Source organism: uncultured Lacinutrix sp., from assembly GCF_947500325.1.
In the GTDB taxonomy this organism is placed as follows: domain Bacteria; phylum Bacteroidota; class Bacteroidia; order Flavobacteriales; family Flavobacteriaceae; genus Lacinutrix.
The window spans coordinates 417572-435864 of sequence record NZ_CANMRQ010000002.1 but is presented as its reverse complement, the minus strand read 5'-3'; the positions used below and the strand labels follow the sequence as shown (position 1 = coordinate 435864).

At 29.2% G+C, this 18293-nt stretch carries 16 protein-coding genes; 7 read left to right on the top strand and 9 right to left on the bottom strand.

The window, feature by feature from the left end; translation table 11 throughout:
- The first annotated feature begins 110 nt into the window (after positions 1-110).
- A complete protein-coding gene (locus Q0997_RS04665) occupies positions 111-1589 on the top strand; it encodes a mannosyltransferase (RefSeq protein WP_299885252.1) in 1479 nt (492 codons plus the stop codon).
- Between the two features lie 35 nt (positions 1590-1624).
- Here Q0997_RS04665 and Q0997_RS04660 read toward each other — a convergent pair whose 3' ends face one another.
- A complete protein-coding gene (locus Q0997_RS04660) occupies positions 1625-2014 on the bottom strand; it encodes a hypothetical protein (RefSeq protein ID WP_299885249.1) in 390 nt (129 codons plus the stop codon).
- A 340-nt stretch (positions 2015-2354) separates the two neighbouring features.
- Here Q0997_RS04660 and Q0997_RS04655 point away from each other — a divergent pair, with 340 nt between their 5' ends.
- The 3 genes from Q0997_RS04655 (at position 2355) to Q0997_RS04645 (ending at position 4842) form a co-directional block, all read left to right on the top strand.
- Entirely contained in the window at positions 2355-3116 is a 762-nt protein-coding gene (locus Q0997_RS04655) for a hypothetical protein (RefSeq protein ID WP_299885246.1), read from the top strand.
- Between the two features lie 83 nt (positions 3117-3199).
- Positions 3200-3769 carry a Crp/Fnr family transcriptional regulator gene (locus Q0997_RS04650; RefSeq protein WP_299885243.1) on the top strand — a complete coding sequence of 190 codons (570 nt, stop codon included), beginning with the start codon at positions 3200-3202 and terminating at the stop codon, positions 3767-3769.
- 59 nt (positions 3770-3828) lie between these two features.
- Complete coding sequence (locus tag Q0997_RS04645) at positions 3829-4842, top strand: NAD-dependent epimerase/dehydratase family protein (protein ID WP_299885240.1); 1014 nt, start codon at positions 3829-3831, stop codon at positions 4840-4842.
- 38 nt (positions 4843-4880) lie between these two features.
- On the opposite strand, the gene Q0997_RS04640 is transcribed toward Q0997_RS04645, so the two are convergent.
- The 4 genes from Q0997_RS04640 to Q0997_RS04625 all read right to left on the bottom strand — a co-directional run bounded on the left by Q0997_RS04640 (position 4881) and on the right by Q0997_RS04625 (position 8463).
- Positions 4881-5057 (bottom strand): hypothetical protein, encoded by a 177-nt coding sequence (locus Q0997_RS04640; RefSeq protein WP_299885237.1) that lies wholly within the window; start codon positions 5055-5057, stop codon positions 4881-4883.
- A gap of 353 nt (positions 5058-5410) precedes the next feature.
- A complete protein-coding gene (locus Q0997_RS04635) occupies positions 5411-5836 on the bottom strand; it encodes a hypothetical protein (RefSeq protein ID WP_299885234.1) in 426 nt (141 codons plus the stop codon).
- Between the two features lie 59 nt (positions 5837-5895).
- Positions 5896-7314, bottom strand: a complete 1419-nt coding sequence (locus Q0997_RS04630) for a hypothetical protein (RefSeq protein WP_299885231.1) — start codon at positions 7312-7314, stop codon at positions 5896-5898.
- A 657-nt stretch (positions 7315-7971) separates the two neighbouring features.
- Complete coding sequence (locus Q0997_RS04625; RefSeq protein ID WP_299885228.1) at positions 7972-8463, bottom strand: hypothetical protein; 492 nt, start codon at positions 8461-8463, stop codon at positions 7972-7974.
- Positions 8464-8660: 197 nt separating this feature from the next.
- On the opposite strand from Q0997_RS04625, the gene Q0997_RS04620 reads away from it, so the two are divergent.
- The 3 genes from Q0997_RS04620 (at position 8661) to Q0997_RS04610 (ending at position 13011) form a co-directional block, all read left to right on the top strand.
- Positions 8661-10334, top strand: a complete 1674-nt coding sequence (locus Q0997_RS04620) for an AraC family transcriptional regulator (protein WP_299885225.1) — start codon at positions 8661-8663, stop codon at positions 10332-10334.
- Between the two features lie 96 nt (positions 10335-10430).
- Entirely contained in the window at positions 10431-12107 is a 1677-nt protein-coding gene (locus Q0997_RS04615) for a helix-turn-helix transcriptional regulator (protein ID WP_299885222.1), read from the top strand.
- Positions 12108-12501: 394 nt separating this feature from the next.
- Complete coding sequence (locus Q0997_RS04610) at positions 12502-13011, top strand: hypothetical protein (protein WP_299885219.1); 510 nt, start codon at positions 12502-12504, stop codon at positions 13009-13011.
- Between the two features lie 258 nt (positions 13012-13269).
- Here the strand turns inward: Q0997_RS04610 and Q0997_RS04605 are convergent, their stop codons facing one another.
- From Q0997_RS04605 to Q0997_RS04590, 4 genes are all read right to left on the bottom strand, one after another.
- Positions 13270-15207, bottom strand: coding sequence for a S9 family peptidase (locus Q0997_RS04605; protein WP_299885216.1), 1938 nt, complete (start codon positions 15205-15207; stop codon positions 13270-13272).
- A gap of 275 nt (positions 15208-15482) precedes the next feature.
- Positions 15483-16304, bottom strand: a complete 822-nt coding sequence (locus tag Q0997_RS04600) for a pseudouridine synthase (protein ID WP_299885213.1) — start codon at positions 16302-16304, stop codon at positions 15483-15485.
- A 122-nt stretch (positions 16305-16426) separates the two neighbouring features.
- The gene (locus tag Q0997_RS04595) at positions 16427-17377 is read right to left on the bottom strand and encodes a carbon-nitrogen hydrolase family protein (RefSeq protein WP_299885175.1); all 951 of its coding nucleotides are present in this window, start codon (positions 17375-17377) and stop codon (positions 16427-16429) included.
- On the bottom strand, positions 17378-18283 hold the full coding sequence (locus Q0997_RS04590) for a geranylgeranylglycerol-phosphate geranylgeranyltransferase (protein WP_299885172.1): 906 nt from the start codon (positions 18281-18283) through the stop codon (positions 17378-17380).
- Positions 18284-18293 lie beyond the last annotated feature (10 nt).

Sequence of the window (18293 nt, the reverse complement as noted above, 5' to 3'; positions counted from 1 at the left end):
GTATTGCAAAGCATAAGCAATATAGTAATCTGTTACATTTACAATTAAAATATACTTAATATTTAATTATTTTTAAAAAGGATAACGTTTCAACCGCTAACGCAAATTAAATGTTCAATTTAGCTTTATTTAAAACCAATAAATTACCACTTTTATTTACACTTATAAGTGTTGTACTTTATGTTGTGTTTGCATATAATTTAGCAAGAACAGACTATATAAAACTTATTAGTATTTATGTTACGTTATTTTTTCTGTTTTACAAATTAGTAGAAAGCAATAAAGATAACACACGTTTTTTAACGGCATTAGCTTTTGTATTTAGAGCTATTTTTATTCTTGCTATTCCTAATTTATCGCAAGACTTCTATCGTTTTATTTGGGACGGCCGTATGGTTCTTGAAGGTTTTAATCCCTATTTACACACACCCCAATCTTTTATATCCAATGGAGAATTACCAATAGCACAAGCGCAAGAACTCTATATTGGTATGCGAGAATTAAATGCTAGCCATTATACTAATTATCCTCCAGTAAATCAATTGTGTTTTATTATTGCTGGACTCTTTGCAGGAAAAAGTATTGTTGGGTCTGCTGCTGTATTACGTTTACTAATTATCGCTGCAGATTTTGGAACACTGTACTTTGGTAAAAAATTATTAGAAAAACTTAAATTACCAATACATAATATTTTCTGGTACATTCTTAACCCATTTATTATTATTGAACTTACTGGCAACCTGCATTTTGAAGGTGTTATGATTTTCTTTTTAGTATGGAGTTTGTATTTATTACATAGCAATAAATGGAAATTAGCAGCAGTTATTTTCGCCTTATCTATTGCAACAAAATTGGTTCCACTTATGTTTTTACCATTATTTTTTTGGTGGTTTTTAACAAAGAAAAAAAACAACGTTATCGAGAGTAAAATGAAACAATCTGTTTCAATTAATGAGATTGCCACATCGCAAACTCCTCGCAATGACACAATGGAAGTTTCTGCTAAAGTTCACATTGAGCCCAGTCAAAAGTCAGGAATGATAAAACTAATTAGTTTTTACCTAATCGTTGGTATTACAACACTTATAATATTTGCACCTTTTTTCTCAACACAATTTATAGACAACTATTCTAAAACTGTAGGTTTATGGTTTGGTAATTTTGAGTTTAATGCTAGTATATATTATGTGGCTCGAGAAATAGGTTATTTATTTAGAGGTTGGAATGAAATTGCTATTATTGGTAAAATATTACCCATACTAACCGTGCTCTATATTTTATACTTATCATACTTTAAAAAGAACTCAAATACAAAGCAATTAATAACAGTAATGCTTTTTGCTTTTACCTTTTATTTATTTACAAGCACTACTGTACATCCTTGGTATATAGCAACTATTCTTAGTTTAAGTGTTTTTACAACGTACAAATTTCCTTTAGTTTGGAGTTTTATAATTATAATAAGTTATCTCGCTTATGCCAATACAGATCATACAGAAAACCTCTGGATTATTGGTTTTGAATATCTAGTAGTCTATGGTTTTTTTATTTGGGAAGTATTTATAAAACAAAAAAGACTATCTCATTAAATAGATAGCCTTTTTTTAGATTGTATTTAAGCCTCTTATCTAGATGCTTTTAATCCCTTTATTGTTTTAATTTCTTGACTAACAACTTCGCCACTACTATCTAATTGTTCTGCCATTGTTTTTTCAAAAGTAATTTCAAATGTCTCTCCAATTAAAGATTTAGACTCTAAGTCATTAGCTTTTAAAACGGCATCATCTACTTTTTCAAAAACCATTTTACTTTCGCTTCCATACTCGTCAACAATACTAAAAACATAGCCAGAAGCATCATGCCCTTTATACACGCCTTTTACGGTGTTTTTTTGTGCATTAATTACTGTTACGTCTTCTATTATAGGGGTTTCTACTGTATTAGTTGCAAAACTTGATATGCTAAAAAAAGAGATACATATTACTAATACTACTACTTTAAAATTTGTTTTCATTGTTTTGTAATTTTTTTGATTTTTTACCTTAAAATGAAAAGTTTCATTTTCGATAAAATTCTATTGAGTTAAAATAAATATCGGAAAATCGTCTACCACAAAGTCCGAGAATCTTTTAGCAGTCTCATGAAACTGCAGGTAGTTTTGTAATTACAATATTATATACGCCGCTCTTTTTATTTTAGATTTCGCATCTAAGAGAATTAACATAATTCTGTTAATTTTAACACAAAATATATTCAATAAAAAAGAACTTCCATACGCATTAAAATTAATTACTAAATTTAATCTTAGAAGTACAGTTTAGTATTATGTTTATAAAAAATATGCTTTTATTTAAATGGACTACAAAAAATTATTTGAACAAATTATAATAGATATTAAAACTAATCCCTATTTAGAATTGACTGAATATAAATTCAACGAAGGACTCAATTCCAAAGAATTAGAAAAGTTAATAACGGAGTTGCATGAGTCTTCAAGTTTTTATAAAAAAATAAAAATGGAATCTGTTTTTAATTTTTATAGTCAATTTAATGGTTTAACTATAAAATGGAAACTATCATCAAAATTAGATGCGTTATCATACAAAAAGTTACCAGAGCTATTTACAGACTTAGAACTCCCTTTTAAAAGAGATATTGAGATAGGATGTATTAATATTCTACCCTTTGAAGATGTTTTTATATACGAGCAAGATTATTTTGACAAATCGGAAACAGGAGATTTCTTTACTCATTTTGGGGACTATGTATATGAAGGTAATTCCTTTGGCAATATGTTATACCTTTTTGATTTATACAGTGAAACAGATTGTATGTCTTTTCTTCCAGACGAAGATAATCAAGAACCAAAAGTTGTTTATTTATCTGATTATTATATAGTCTGGGATAACACTAAAGTATCTTTCTTTGATAGTTATATCATTTTTTTAGCTGCCACAAGAGGATTAATTAATAGTAGAGAACAAATTTTTGATTTTTATAGGGGAGACAAAGAAAAGCCTATAATTTTTAAAACAATTCCCTACAATACAGAAATTGAGCCAACTATATTCCAAAAAGACAAAATAGCATTTGCTAACAAAGTTTATAAAAACTAACTAAAAACGCTATACAACTACTTATTTCTTTTAAATCATCATTAAAATGACAACCTTTATTTAACTAACAGAAATGATAACAAATGAGAGAGCTACTTAACTATATTAAATCACGAGTATCTATAACAGCAAGTGATATTAAATTAATAGAAACTTATTTTACTACGCTTAGTGTTTCTGCTAACACAAAACTTTTAGAAGCAGGACAAGTAGAACGTTATATCTATTTTTTAAGTAGTGGCATTGTAAAAGGTTATCAAAATATAGATGGCAAAATAGTTATTCAGCATCTTATAGAGCAGCATGATGTGTTTACGTCTTTAGAGAGTTTCATGACTAAAACACCTTCAATTGATTATTACGAAACCGTTACCAATTGTACCGTATTAAGAATTTCAAAAAAAGATTTCGATTTCATGCGAGACAATACCTCGTTTTGGAACGAGTTTGTAGAGCTTGTTACCAATGAACATTTAAACTGTAAATTAGATCGCGTTAAAGATTTTCAATTATTAACAGCCAAAGAGCGCTATCTTAAATTTATAAACCAGTTTCCTAATTTGGCACTAAACGTTTCGGTTGAAAACATGGCTTCCTTTTTAGGTATAGAACCACAATCTTTAAGTCGTATTAGAAAACAGGTTACTTTCTAACAAATGTTATTTTTTACATTCTAGAAGCTCACGACATTTGCTTATATAAATAATAAAATATGAGCAACGACATTTCATTAGTAACTGGAGCCAATGGCCATTTAGGAAATAACTTGGTTAGGTTATTACTCTCTAAAAACATAAAAGTAAGAGCTACTGTTAGAAACATTAATAACAAAGCACCTTTTGAAGGTTTAGATTGTGACGTTGTGCAAGCAGATATTACAGACAAAGCTTCGTTAAAAAAGGCATTTAAAGGCGTTACAAATATTTATGCGGTAGCTGCTAATTTTAATATGTGGGCAAAAAAGCCAAAAGCCGAAATTTATGATACTAATATGCAAGGCACACAAAACGTGTTTGATGCAGCAAAAGCTTGTGGCATTAAAAACATTGTTTATGTAAGTTCTGTAGCGGCATTAGATTTTACAAAACTACCAGCACATGTAGATCATGGTTATAATCAAGACCGAAGAAATTGGTACTTTAATTCTAAAAATGACTCAGATAAGCTTGCACTAAAATTAAGCGAGCAATACAACATTAGAACCGTTTTAATTTTACCCTCTGCAATGATTGGTAGCGAAGCATATAAATTAAGTTATTCTAATAAATTAGTCTATCAAATTCTAAAAGGAGAAATACCAATAGACACTAATATTACCTTAAATTGGATTGATGTAAAAGATGTTGCTTTTGGTGCTTATCAAGCCATGTTAAAAGGAAAAAACAGAGCGCGTTATATCTTAGCTAACACTCAACATACTACACTACAAGATAGTGTAAAAATAGCTTCAGAATTATATCCAGAATTAAAATTAAAGATTCCCAAAAAAGTTCCAAAATGGTTGTTATATGCCATTGCTAGTATAATGGAATTTGGAAGTAAAATAACAGGCAAAGCCCCTTTATTACAAAGACACTATTTAGATATGTTTTACGGGTTAAAACAAGATTACGATATTAGTAAATCTAGACAGGACTTGGGTTTTAACCCCAAGTCGTCTAAACAAGCATTAATTGAGGCATTACAGTATTTAAAGCATGATTGGAAACAAAAAAACCATAACTAAATAGTTATGGTTTTATTATTATTATTTAGACATATAGCTTACTCTTGCCCCATTTTACGATTTAAATCTTGAATTTTTAGCTTTAAATACGTTTGGTATAGCATAAGCAACTTAAGTACATAATAGCCTGCTGTAATAGCAAATAGCATCATTATAAACTTAAAAACGATTATTAATATTGATAATATTCCTAGCGTGTAAAAGCTATTTTCCATGGTTTTAGTGTTTTTATTAAAAAAGAGCCTGTATAAAAAAGTATACTTTTATAGCATCTCTTTTAAAACAGGCTCTTTTAATGTATTAACTTATTTAGTATTTAGATACTTTCTTACTACTTTATATAGTACATAAAGAATAGCTATAGCAATTAGTATTTGTACTATACTCCAAATAACTAATCCATAATCAGGTGTAATTAAATCCATAGTTGCGTTATTGTTTTGTTAGTATTGTAAACTGTTTAAAGAAAATCTTTTTTCTTGTGTTTTTCATTAAAAGCTTTTTTGTTCTAATGTTTTACAGTTAAAAAGAAAAAAATAATGTTAATAATAAAAATAATTGTTTCATGTTATAACGTGTCTTTTTTAAGGTCTCGAATATTACCGCCACGAGCTTCAAGCCCTTTAGTTAATTTTTTTTCAAAAGCTTTAAGTTCTTCTAAAGATTTAAACTTAATATAATTGTTATTTGTAGAGTCTATTTTAATATCTGTTATTTCAACATCGTTACCAAAAACACTATACATTTCCATTGCTTGTATTAGTTGTTTTCTAGTGTCTTTTCCTGTTAAGTACAGGTTTAAAGCTTTACTTAATTTTTTTGTTTGCACAGAGTCTTTTATTAAAAAATATAAATTATTAACAACTTCTTTATCTTTTTTAATTGTTTTATATTCATTACTTGTTAATGACAAGTATTTTATAACTGTTTTTTGTTGTGCGGTTTTACAACTTAATAGAAAAAGTAGTATAGATAATAAAAATAGATTTTTCATGATTTGTTATTTAAACTCAAGCCTTAAAAAAGACTTGAGTAATTAATTAAAATAAGTGATTAAAATGAACTTAAAATTCTACCATTCATAAACTCTCCTGTAGTGTAGTTATAGTATAATTTAACCGTTACAATTCTTGTAATAATTGCTAATTTACCTAAATCTCCATAATGAGAACCAACCGTTAACTTGCCTCGTACCTCAATCCAAATCTCATCCAATAAATCTTTATTAGTAACTAAAACTCCATTTAGAGGGTCGTTAGGATCTATTGAGTCTAATTGTTCCCATTTAGTTAGTGCTGTGTTTCCAGACGCCTCAGATGTTACAGAAATTATATTAACGCACTCATCGTCTGGATTTATCGGTTCATTTAATCTTACTGTTGTTACAATATTTGCTTCAACAGGTGGATCGGAAAGACGAATAGACTGTGTGTCTGCTCTAACGTTGTTTTGGTCAACCTCTCCTTGGCTTGTTGATTGAAATTGACGCTGCATTATTTCATCAAAAAGAGCATTAATATCTTCAATACTATTGGTTACAGGAGCGTTTTCTAATAATTCATCATCACATAAAGTAGATACGTTATCCTCTCCAAAAGCTTCTTCTAATTGCGACAAGACATCTGATGATACTGGTGGACAATCATCCTCTTCAAGCGTTACACAACCACCATTATTGTCTTTAACACCCGTATCTCCAGTACTACTATTTGCACAAGGTTCATTAGGTAATGGGTTAGAAATGATAACAACGTCACCACCAGTACCTCCATCGTTACCACCTCCGCCAGAAGGCCCATCTGGTGCAGTGATTGCATCACAAACAGAGCCACAAGACTGATAAGTAGAAGGCGCCTCACTTGCAGTACAACCTCCCCAACTCCCTACATTTCCAGCATGGTGTGCTCCTGAAGAGCAGTCTACAAAAATAGTTTGGCAAACCCGTTCGCAATCTCTGGCTTGGGTATTGGTTTCAAAAAAACCAGTATCTAATAACGTAATAGCCACATTATTTGAATTTTCTAGCATACTACCGTTATACAATGCTTCGTATTGGTCTGCTGGTACGTGATACTGCACTAAGTACTCTTTATAATTGTCTGTATCTATATCATAATGCAGTGTAATATTCTCTATATAGGCTTGAGGTGTTTCTCGCAAAATTTTAAATGTATAAGTATGCGTACTAGCATAAGTAACATACAAGACTTCGTCTGTTAGTATTGTAATATCGTCTTCGCTAGTTCTGTTTAAAGACTGTAAGTTAGTTATTTTTGTTTGTAAATCGCTTACTTTTTCTTGTATTGTATTAAAATGTAAGGCATGTTCAAATGGTATTTTTTTATTTAGTACTAATGGTGTTTTTTTTTCTAATTGAGATTCGTCTATTACTGCTTGGTCGTCTTTTTCACAAGAAAATATTGTAAAAATTAAAGTTAGACTTAATAAAAGTTTTAAAATGTTTTGTGTCATGATTATTAGTGTTTATGTATTATTAATCTTTTTTTATTCTAAATATGGCATAACAAATAAGTAGTATCGCACTACCATTTATTATAAGGCTAAGCGTGATATAATTAAAACCAAATGCCAGTAAACCAATACCAGTAAATAGTACCCCTACTTTTAAAAAATGTATCGATTTTAAGCGCATTTGGTTTTAATTATATTTTTCTAATTGTGATCTAAAAGTAGCGTCAGTTCGAGTGTTCTATTGGCTTGTAAAGCCAATAGAATGTATCGAGAACCAGTTACTTTTATAAAAACCACTCTGGTTTATGGGTTTTGGCAGTAATACTATAGTACTAGCCCCACGTTCTTATACTGTTTACTGTTATTATTAAGCCTAAAAAGCCCTTTTGTTATCACCTCAAGGCATTATATTTGGTCTTATAGCCCTTAGCAATATGCTATAAGCCCATACACAAAAGGGCAGGTAGCCGTTTTCGTTGCTTTATAGGTACTTTGGCAATGGGTAACAATCGTCTGTTAGATTGTTTTACAGCTTACACAATGCTGCTAAATATATTTAGAGAGCTGCTTTTAGAGCAGTAATGCTAGTTCTCGATACCCCAATCAAGTTGAGGGCAGGCTAAATTTTTGCAAAATTTCACTCGAACTGACGTAGCTTTAAGTACTTGTATTATTATTTGTGTTGTTTGTAGCACTAGTAGATTTTGCAAATAGTACTTTCATGTCTTCGTATACTGTTTTGGTGCCTGGCTCGTTTTCGCCTGCTAAAAAACGAAGCATACGGTAAAAGCTTAAAGCATTAGTATAATTGTCGTGGTCTAGTAAGGTTTTGGTATCTAATAATTGCTGTGCTAAATTTTCTAAACGTTGGGCTCTGGTTTCTACCTGAGTGCGGGCATTATAATCGCGATCAAACTCTGCCTTATCTATAAAATTAGGGACCCATTGTGGGTGTTGCTCCATATAACCTTTGGCTTTATCTACAATGAGTTTATTTTGGTTAGCAATACGTCCATATTGCTGGCGTTGCTCTGGAGTAAGGTTTACTGTTTTACCTGTAAGTAAAGTTTGTATCCCTGTAAGGTGTGCATCATATTGTGTTAACTCTTCGTCTGTAAAAGTGATGCTTATTAAATTTTCTAATGCCATAAAACGTTGGTTTTTAAAATTAGTGTCGTGGCAAATGTAGCGGCAGGATTAAGTGATTTGCAAGTGGTGTATATCGGTATTTGTAAATATCGAGTCGACATTTATAAATGTCGATATATTAAAAATATTTTAAAACAATGGTTTTAAAAGGGTTTACTTAAAAAAGTGTAGTTTTACAATTCTATTTAGACTATCTAATGAGATTTAAACAAATTTTCGCTTTAATAATTACTTTTTTTGCTCTCCAAAATGCTTTTTGCCAAGGTAATAGTATAGATTCACTAAAAAAATTATCCTACGAGGAGTTAAAAACTGGGTTCTTTAGTAGTTTGAATATAGACTCTGTCGCAAATAAATATGTAGAGGTCCATATTAAAAGAGCAAAAAAAGAAAATGATATTATTAAAATAGCTGATAGTTATCTATATAAATCTTACATAAGCAATTATGAGGGAGCGATTAAATACTCAGATAGTATTATTGACTTAACTATAAATCAGAATCATATTTATTATCCTGCATTGGGTTATATGCTTAAAGGCTATCATTATTATAATGAGGGTAAAGATAAAAAAGCTGTAGATGAATATTTAAAAGCAGACAAATATGCAGTAAATAGTAATAATTTAAAACAGCAAATAGAAATAAAACAGTTTATTGGTGGGATTAAATACAACTTTGGAGATTATAAAGATGCATTAGTTATTTTTAAAGAACAATTAGATTTTATAAAGAAACAATCTGATTATAAGAATAAGTATAAAACAGATTATTTAATTGCTTTAGATGATTTATCTAAAACATTTTTAAGAGGAAAAGAAATCGATTCAGCACTTAAATATGTAAAAGAAGGTATAATAGAAGCCCAAAAACAAAATGAAGATGTAATGTATAACAGGTTTCTTTTAACTAGTGGAAGCTCATACTATTTTAAAAAAAAATATAATCAAGCTATTGACAGTCTTGAAAAACTGAAGCCTCAAATTAAAGATGACAATAGATTAGCCATGTGTTTATATTATATGGCAAAAATACACGAAAAGAAAGATCCAGATAGAGCGGTATTTATTTTAAAACAAGTAGATTCAATTTATCAAATAACTAATAACCCTTTTATAGAACTAAGAGATGTTTATAAAAGTTTATTTAATTATTATTCAACAAAAGGAATAGAAAAAGAACAACTTAACAGTGTAAAAAAACTTATTGTTGTCGATAGTATTTTAGATTTAAATTATAATTATTCTGAAAATGAGATTATTAAAAAATATGATATACCTAAACTGAAAGTTAAGCAACAAAGTCTAGAGCAAAAATTAGTTAAAACAAAAAAGTCTAGTTTTATTATTAGTATCGTTTTATGCCTAGTTATAGTGATTGCATTTTTATTTGTTTTTAAATTTTATAAAACTCAAAATACTTATAAAAGACGTTATATTAAAATAGTAAACGACACTAAATCGTTAAATAAAAAAGAGAACACAAAAATAATTAATAATGAAAATTTAAATATCTCAAAAGAGATTATTAATGAAGTATTAGAAAAACTAGAGCAGTTTGAAAAAAATAAAAACTTCTTAGAAAAAGGACTTACACTAAATAGTATTTCAAAAGAATTAAGTACAAATTCATCTTATTTATCAAAAATTATAAATCATTATAAAGAACAATCTTTTTCTAATTATTTAAATAGCCTTAGAATTAATTATGCTATTAACGAGTTAAAGTATAATATAAAATTTCGAAATTATACTATTAATGCTATTGCTCAAGAAGTCGGGTTTAAAACTGCAGAATCTTTTTCTAAATCTTTTTTTAAAGAAAAAGGAATCTACCCATCTTATTTTATAAAGCAATTAAACAAGTCGTAATTCATAAAACACGACTAACTAAAAATATTTTAAAACCTTTGATTTAAAGGGTTTTCTTAAAAAAGTGTAGATTTACAATTCTATCTAAACTAAATAATGAGACTAAACTCCATACTAACAATAATTATTATAATCTTTAGTAATAATTATATATTCTCTCAAGAAAAGACCATAGATACTATACCACAAATGTCTTATAAGGAACTTAAAAAGTCCTTTTTTGAGTCTATGGATGTAGATTCATTAGCAAATAAATATGCAAAAATTCAACTTAAACTTGCAAAAAAAGAGAAGAATATTGTAGAAATAGCAAATGGATATATGTATAAATCATATGTAAGCAATTATGCCGATGCTATTAAATATTCTGATAGTATAATTAAATTAACAGTTAATTTAAAACATAAAGATTTTCCTGCTTTTGGCTATATGGTTAAAGGTTATCATTATTATAATGAGGGTAAAGATAAAAAAGCAGTAGATGAATATTTAAAAGCAGATAAGTACGCTGTAAAAAACAACAATTTAAAACAACAAATACAAATTAAACAATTTGTAGGAGGAACAAAATATAACTTTGGTGCGTATAAAGAGGCGTTGTTAATTTTTAAAGAACAGTTAGTGTTTTTAAAAAATCAACCAGAATATGTAAATAGATATCCTTCAATATACTTGATTGCTTTAGACGACTTATCTAAAACGTTTTTAAGAGGAAAACAACCAGATTCAGCTCTTATATATATAAAAGAAGGTATAATTAAAAGTTTAAAAGTTAATGACAATGAAATGTATAATCGCTTTCTTTCAACAAGCGGAAGTGCCTATTACTATAAAAAAAAATATACCCAAGCTTTAGATAGTTTAGAAAAATTAAGACCTAAGATTAAAGACGATAATAATAGGCTTGCTATGTGCCTATATTATACGGCAAAAATCCATCAACTAAATAATATTAATGAAAGTGTTAAACTATTTAATCAAGTAGATTCTTTATATCAAATAACTAATAACCCTTTTATAGAATTAAGAGATGTTTATAAAAGTTTATTTAATTATTACTCAACAAAAGGAATAGAAAAAGAACAACTTAATAGTGTAAAAAAACTTATTGTTGTCGATAGTATTTTAGATTTAAACCACCATTATTCTGAAAATGAAATTATTAAAAAATATGACATACCTAAACTCAAAGTTGAGCAAAAAAAATTAGAGCAAAAATTAGTTAAAACAAAAAAGTCCAGTTTTATAATTAGTATCATTTTAAGCCTAATTATAATTATTGCTTTACTATTCATTTATAAATTTTATAAAACTCAAAACACTTATAAAAATCGTTACCTTAAAATAGTAAACGAAACTAAATCTTTAAATAAAAAAGAGGGAGTAAAAATAATTAATAATGAAAACATAAGTATCTCAAAAGATATTGTTGATGACGTATTAGAAAAACTAGAACAGTTTGAAAAAAATAAAAACTTCTTAGAGAAAGGACTTACACTAAATAGTATTTCAAAAGAATTAAATACAAATTCATCTTATTTATCAAAAATTATAAATCATTATAAAGAACAATCTTTTTCTAATTATTTAAATAATCTTAGAATTAATTATGCTATTAATGAGTTAAAGCATAATATAAAATTTCGAAATTATACTATTAATGCTATCGCCCTAGAAGTCGGTTTTAAAACGGCAGAATCTTTTTCTAAATCTTTTTATAAAGAAAAAGGTATCTATCCATCATACTTTATTAAACAGTTAAATAAATCGTGATTTATAAATCACGATTCTAAGTGCTTTTTTTATAAAATAATTAATAATATTGTTTTGTCAAATCTAAAGTCAGAATAAGAATTAAATAAAATATTTATATAGTTTTAATATTAAGTTTAACAAACTACTATATTTTTTTTACTATTATCACTTTTAGTATTCTTATGAAGAATGGGGGAATGTTTTTTCTTTTGCTCTTTGGCAAACAGGTCATCCAAATTATCAATTAAAAGAGTAATAGTTTGATTATTTTATAAAAACAATAACATATAAATAAGTTTATCGCTCCATCGGTTGACATTAGTTCTTTAGGCCATTTTTCAAATAGAAATAAGTATACAGAATGTTTACTCTAAAAACTAACATAATTATAAATTAACCATAAACAAACACTATGCTACACATTATTTGGTCTATTATAAATACAATTCTCTTTATCTATTTTTTGTATTTAATTATGGGGTTAATTCTAATAGGTAAGCGCATTTTTAAAAACCGCTTTAAAAAATTTTCAATACTTATAATAGTTTTAGGCTGCATACAAATACTTATACCACATGTAGACGACAACGACAAAGACCAAAACTATATTAGTATAAATGAAAATGCTTTTAACCAAAAAAAGAGTGTAGTAAAAAACGTAACACTAGAAAACAATTTTGTTAGTGATTTTGTTCTGTCTGTTAAATACTCTTCTCAAAATAATACGTTTGTCCCAATAAATGGTAGCGCTAGAATGGCTGGGGTTATTTCTGGACATAAATGGAAATTAATAGGTATGAGTATTAGTAATTATACTCCTAATGAAAAAAGCACATACGATGTTTATGGTATTTTAGAATGGCATTTATTTGGTTTTAAGATTTATAGTCAATTAAAAAGATTTAAAGGGGTTATAGAGTAAAACAATTAATAATATAAATTATTCCTGCCTTTCGACTGCGATTAAGATTCGCTTTAGCAGTAACCTATTTTTGTAAGTAGATTCCGCATCAAGTGCGAAATGACGAAATGGAGATAATATTTATTATAAAAGCCGCAACTATATAGTTACGGCTTTTACATGCTTTATTACCTAGAAGCTTAAACGTGTTAATTAGAGTGAATTTTAATCCCAATAGCTATCGGGACAAAATCACTCGAACTGACATTTAATAACGTGTTACATTTTAATATTTTTCTTTAAGTTATCGTCTAAGAAAGTGATCATACTTTTATAAAAATCGAATCTGTTTTCTTCATTACGGAAACCATGACCTTCATCTTCTTTAAGCATATATTCTACAATAATGCCTTTTTTCCTTAAAGCCTCTACCATTTGGTCAGATTCTGCTTGTACTACTCTTGGATCGTTAGCACCTTGAGCTACAAATAAAGCTGCTTCAATTTTATCTACATGAAACACAGGGCTGTTTGCCTTCATCATGATACTATCTTTAGTTTTTGGATCTCCTACCATTTCATATAACATTTCCTTATATGGTTCCCAATATGGCGGTATCGTTTCCATAAACGTAAATAAGTTAGACACACCTACATAATCTACTGCAGCTGCATACAATTCTGGCGTATTGGTTATACCTGCTAACGTAGCATAACCACCATAACTACCACCATATATTGCCACTCTTTTTGGGTCTGCAATACCTTCTTCTATTAGCCATTTAACACCATCTGTAATATCGTTTTGCATTTCTTGCCCCCATTTTTTAAATGAGCTTTCCCAGAATTGTCTTCCATAACCTGTAGAGCCTCTAAAATTCATTTGTAAAACAGCATAACCTCTATTGGCCATCATTTGTACTTCTGAGTTAAAGCCCCAATTGTCTCTTGCCCATGGTCCGCCATGAGGATTTATAATAACTGGTAGCCTTTTAGCCTCTATACCTACTGGTAGTGTAAGGTAGCCGTTAATAGTTAATCCATCTCTTGAAGTATATTGTATAGGTTTCATATCGGCCATATGCTTTGGATTAATCCAAGGGCTTAAATCTGCCATATGGTATATATTTCCCGTTGCTTTATCGTAATGGTAATAGGCACCTCTGGTTTTATCATCTCCAGCATACACAAGAAACTTATCTTCATTTTTATTACTCGACGTTATATAATATTCATTATTACTACCTAGTTTGCTTTCTAAGTTTTTAAATATTGTTTCGGTCTCTTTATCTAAAAACTTTCTATTTAATTTTGCTGTAGTATAATTAATAGTTGTAGGTACTTTTCGTTTTCTAGAATAAGACATTCCGTCTACATCTACTTCATCATTAATAAAAATTTGTTCTAATTCTTTATTCTGTTCTAAATCGTATTTAACAACAGCCGTTTTATCTCTTCCTAAATTTGAAACCGCATAAACTATAGATCCATTATCAAAATCGAAGAACTGTGGTGCTAAAGTTTGTTTAAAATTAGTTGTTATAACTTCTTTAAAGGCATCTGTTTCGTTTTTACGATACATAATGGTATTGTCTACACCATTAGTAACATAAGCTAAACGCAGTTTACCATCATGATCTGTTTGCCATCCTGTTATATTTCCTGGATTTTCGTATAACAATTCAAGCTTTCCTGTTTCAATATTAATTCTATAAGGATCGAACACTTGAGGTATTCTTTGGTTTAATCCAACTATCATATGTAAAGGATCTTCTGAAAGGTCATCAATAATTTGAGCTCTCACACCATCAAACGGTGTTAAGTCTTTTTCATTACTACCGTCTTTGTTTACTGCAAAAAGATGGAAATTTTCATTCCCGCCTTTATCTCTAATATAAACTAAACGATTATCACTAGCCCAAAAATAGCCTGAAAGATCACGATCTTCTACGCTAGTTACTCTAGTTACTTCTTCGCCATCAAATTTACGAACGTGAATATTCATTCTGCTTTTGTATGGCGCCATATAAGCTACAAATTCGCCATTTGGAGATAGACGAAATGTTCTTTTTTCTGAGTTCTTAAAGAAATCTTCTACTGGAATTTCTGGAGCTGGCTCAAGTGCAGCTACACTTTCTTTTAACTCCTCTTTTTTTGGTTCTTCTTTGCAAGACACGATTAAAGCTGCTAAAAAGAATACTACGATTAATTTTTTCATATAAACATGTATTTTGATTGGTTTTATTATAAGACTGTATTTTAGAGTCTTTGTTACAATATTTTTGATTAAATATTGATCTTATTTTTAAAAATACAACTTATAACACATTAACTACAAAACACTTAACAAATAAATAGGTTTGTAAAGACAAATAATAACCGATTATATTTAAATTAAAAAACGAACCTTATATAAACAAAAACACCACCTAAAAGGTGGTGTTATATTCATGTTTACTTTTTCTGTTTCCTAAAAAACAACATGTAAAATGACTACATCATTTTCAAGTTATTAACTTCTTGTTCTGTTAGTATTTTCCAGTTACCTCTAGGAATATCTTTCTTAGTTAAATGCGCAATTTGCACACAATCTATTCTAACCAATTCGTATTTAAAGTAATCGAAAATAGTATGTAAAATAGAGTTACCTGTGTTTTTAATTTTTATGCCAATTTCGTTTTTCTTATTATCTACATAGTCAATTTCCTCAACTGTAACTTGTTTGCCTTCAACTCTAAATCCTTCTCGAATTTTCTTTAAATCTTCTAATTTTAAATTCTTATCTAATTCTAAATGGAATAAACGCTCTACTCCTTTTTTAGAATTTGTAAAACGAGCCACTACTTTTTCATCATTTGTAAATAACAATAAGCCAGTAGAGTTTCTTCCTAAACGACCAATAGGTTTAATACGAGATCTAGTAGCGTTGGCTACCAAATCCATAACCGTTTTACCTTTTTGGTCACTTGTTGTGGTTGCAAAACCTTTAGGCTTGTTTAATAACACATAGGCTTTTTTCTCTGGGTTGATACGTGCACCATCATAACGCACTTCATCTTCTAACTTCACTTTGTAGCCCATTTCTGTAACTACTTTACCATTTACAGTTACTAAGCCCGTAGCAATATGAACATCTGCATCACGACGTGAACAAATACCTGAGTTTGCAACATATTTGTTTAAACGAATCTCATTAGAATCTGCAGCTTTCTTAGGAGCAGCTTTCTTTTTAGGCTGTGTCTTTCTAGCACCAAAAGCTTTATCTTTTTTAGGTGCTTTAGATTTTCCTTGTCGTTGTCCGCCTTGCTTGTTCATTACTTAATAATTTAATTTTAATACCCTTGTAATCATTTCAAAAACAAATGATACCAACTATTTTTGAGGGTGCAAAGATAGGTTATAATTTGAGATTGACGATTTTTTGATTAATCATTTGTTTAATCTTCAAATTCTACTGTAGATTGACGTTCTCTATTTACTGTTAATTTAGTAACGTCTGGTCTTGAATAATGTCCTACTGGATCGAAATTTTGACGCTCTTCATAAACCCGATTAAAATCTATTGTTTGTATAATTAAACCTTCTTTATGTAATACAGGTTCTATAATCCATTCGCCATCTGGTCCAGCAATACAGCTTCCGCCATTTGCTAAAACATCTGGGCAATTTTCTAATATTTTATCAAGATGTGGTGTCTCTTTTGGAAACAAATCTTTGATCATTAGACTTGATACTGAAACTACAAACGATCTTGATTCACGAGCTATAAAACGTGTAATATCTTTTGTATTATGATCACTACCTGGCCAAACTGCTATATGTAAGTTTTCGCCTAAACCATATAAGGCTGTTCTAGGTAAAGGCATCCAGTTTTCCCAACAATTTAATCCGCCTACAGTAAATTGTTTTAGCGAATGTACTTGCAAACCATTGCCATCTCCTGGCGCCCAAGTTAAGCGCTCATCGTAGGTAGGTTGAAGCTTACGATGCACAGATTTTATCTCTCCTAATGCATCTATATACACTAACGAGGCATAGATTGAATGTCCGCCACGGTTTTGAGCACGTTCCATAATCCCCAAATACACAGCGATATTATTTTGTTTTGCTAATTCGCAAACCGAATCTAGTTCTCCTGCTTCTATTTGAACAGAGTTACGTACATAAGTGGCATGCAATGCCTTATTTACTTCTGTATTCCATTCTGCACCTCCAGTTAGAGCTAGCCAAAACGGATAACCTGGTACTAATGCTTCGCCAAAAACAATAAGCTCGCAGTTTTGTTTACCTGCATCTATTATTGATTGTTCTACTTTTTTTAATGTTTCTGTTTTATTCAATAGCACTGGTGAAATTTGTGCCATTGCAATTTTAAGGGTGTTATCCATTTATATAATACGTTTTAAAACGAGATTAATATCAATCAACAAGATACTAAAAACACCCGCTACAATAATAAACTTTAAGATATTATGAAGAATTAAATATTGGCGTTTAGTATTAGATTTCCATAAAAAGACAAGGTAAATCATTAATAGGGCAATACATAAATAAAAGTAAATACACATATCCCCAATATTATATTTAGTAACCAATAAATAAGCGGGGATTAATGTTAATGCTACTAAAAGCGTAATCATTTTTTTTGAAACATTTTCGCCATACTTTATAGGAATGGTTTGGTAATCTAATGCTAAATCCCCTTTTATATTTTCTAAATCTTTAGTGAGTTCTCGAATAGCAATAATGAAAAACAGAAATAAACCGTGTACAAAAATGACAGTATCAAAGTTTTTATAATAAATAAAAATAACAAAGAATGGCGTAATTGTTAATAATGCAGAAACGGCATTACCTACTATAGGTAATCTTTTAAGCTTATGAGAATAAAACCATATTCCAAAAATATAAACAGAAAAGAATAGTACAGCTTTAAAATCTACATAACTGGCCATAATTATAGCCGAGAAATTAAGTACAAAATAGAATGATAGTTTTGTATTCTGGCTTACCAACTTATCTAACATAGATTTGTTAGGTCTATTAATTAAGTCTTTCTCCGAATCGTAAAAATTATTAATAATATAACCTCCTGCTACAACTGCTGCAGACGCTAATACTAGCATTAATAAGTTTAAATCGAACAGTACTTTTCGCAGGGGTTTTTCTGGCGCAAAAATATATATGGATGTTAAATACTGTGCTATTACAATAATGAGAATATTGTAACCTCTAACTACAGAAAACATACTAAAAAACTTAAGCAATATATGTTTCTGTTTACGAGAAAGCATGATTTAAAAT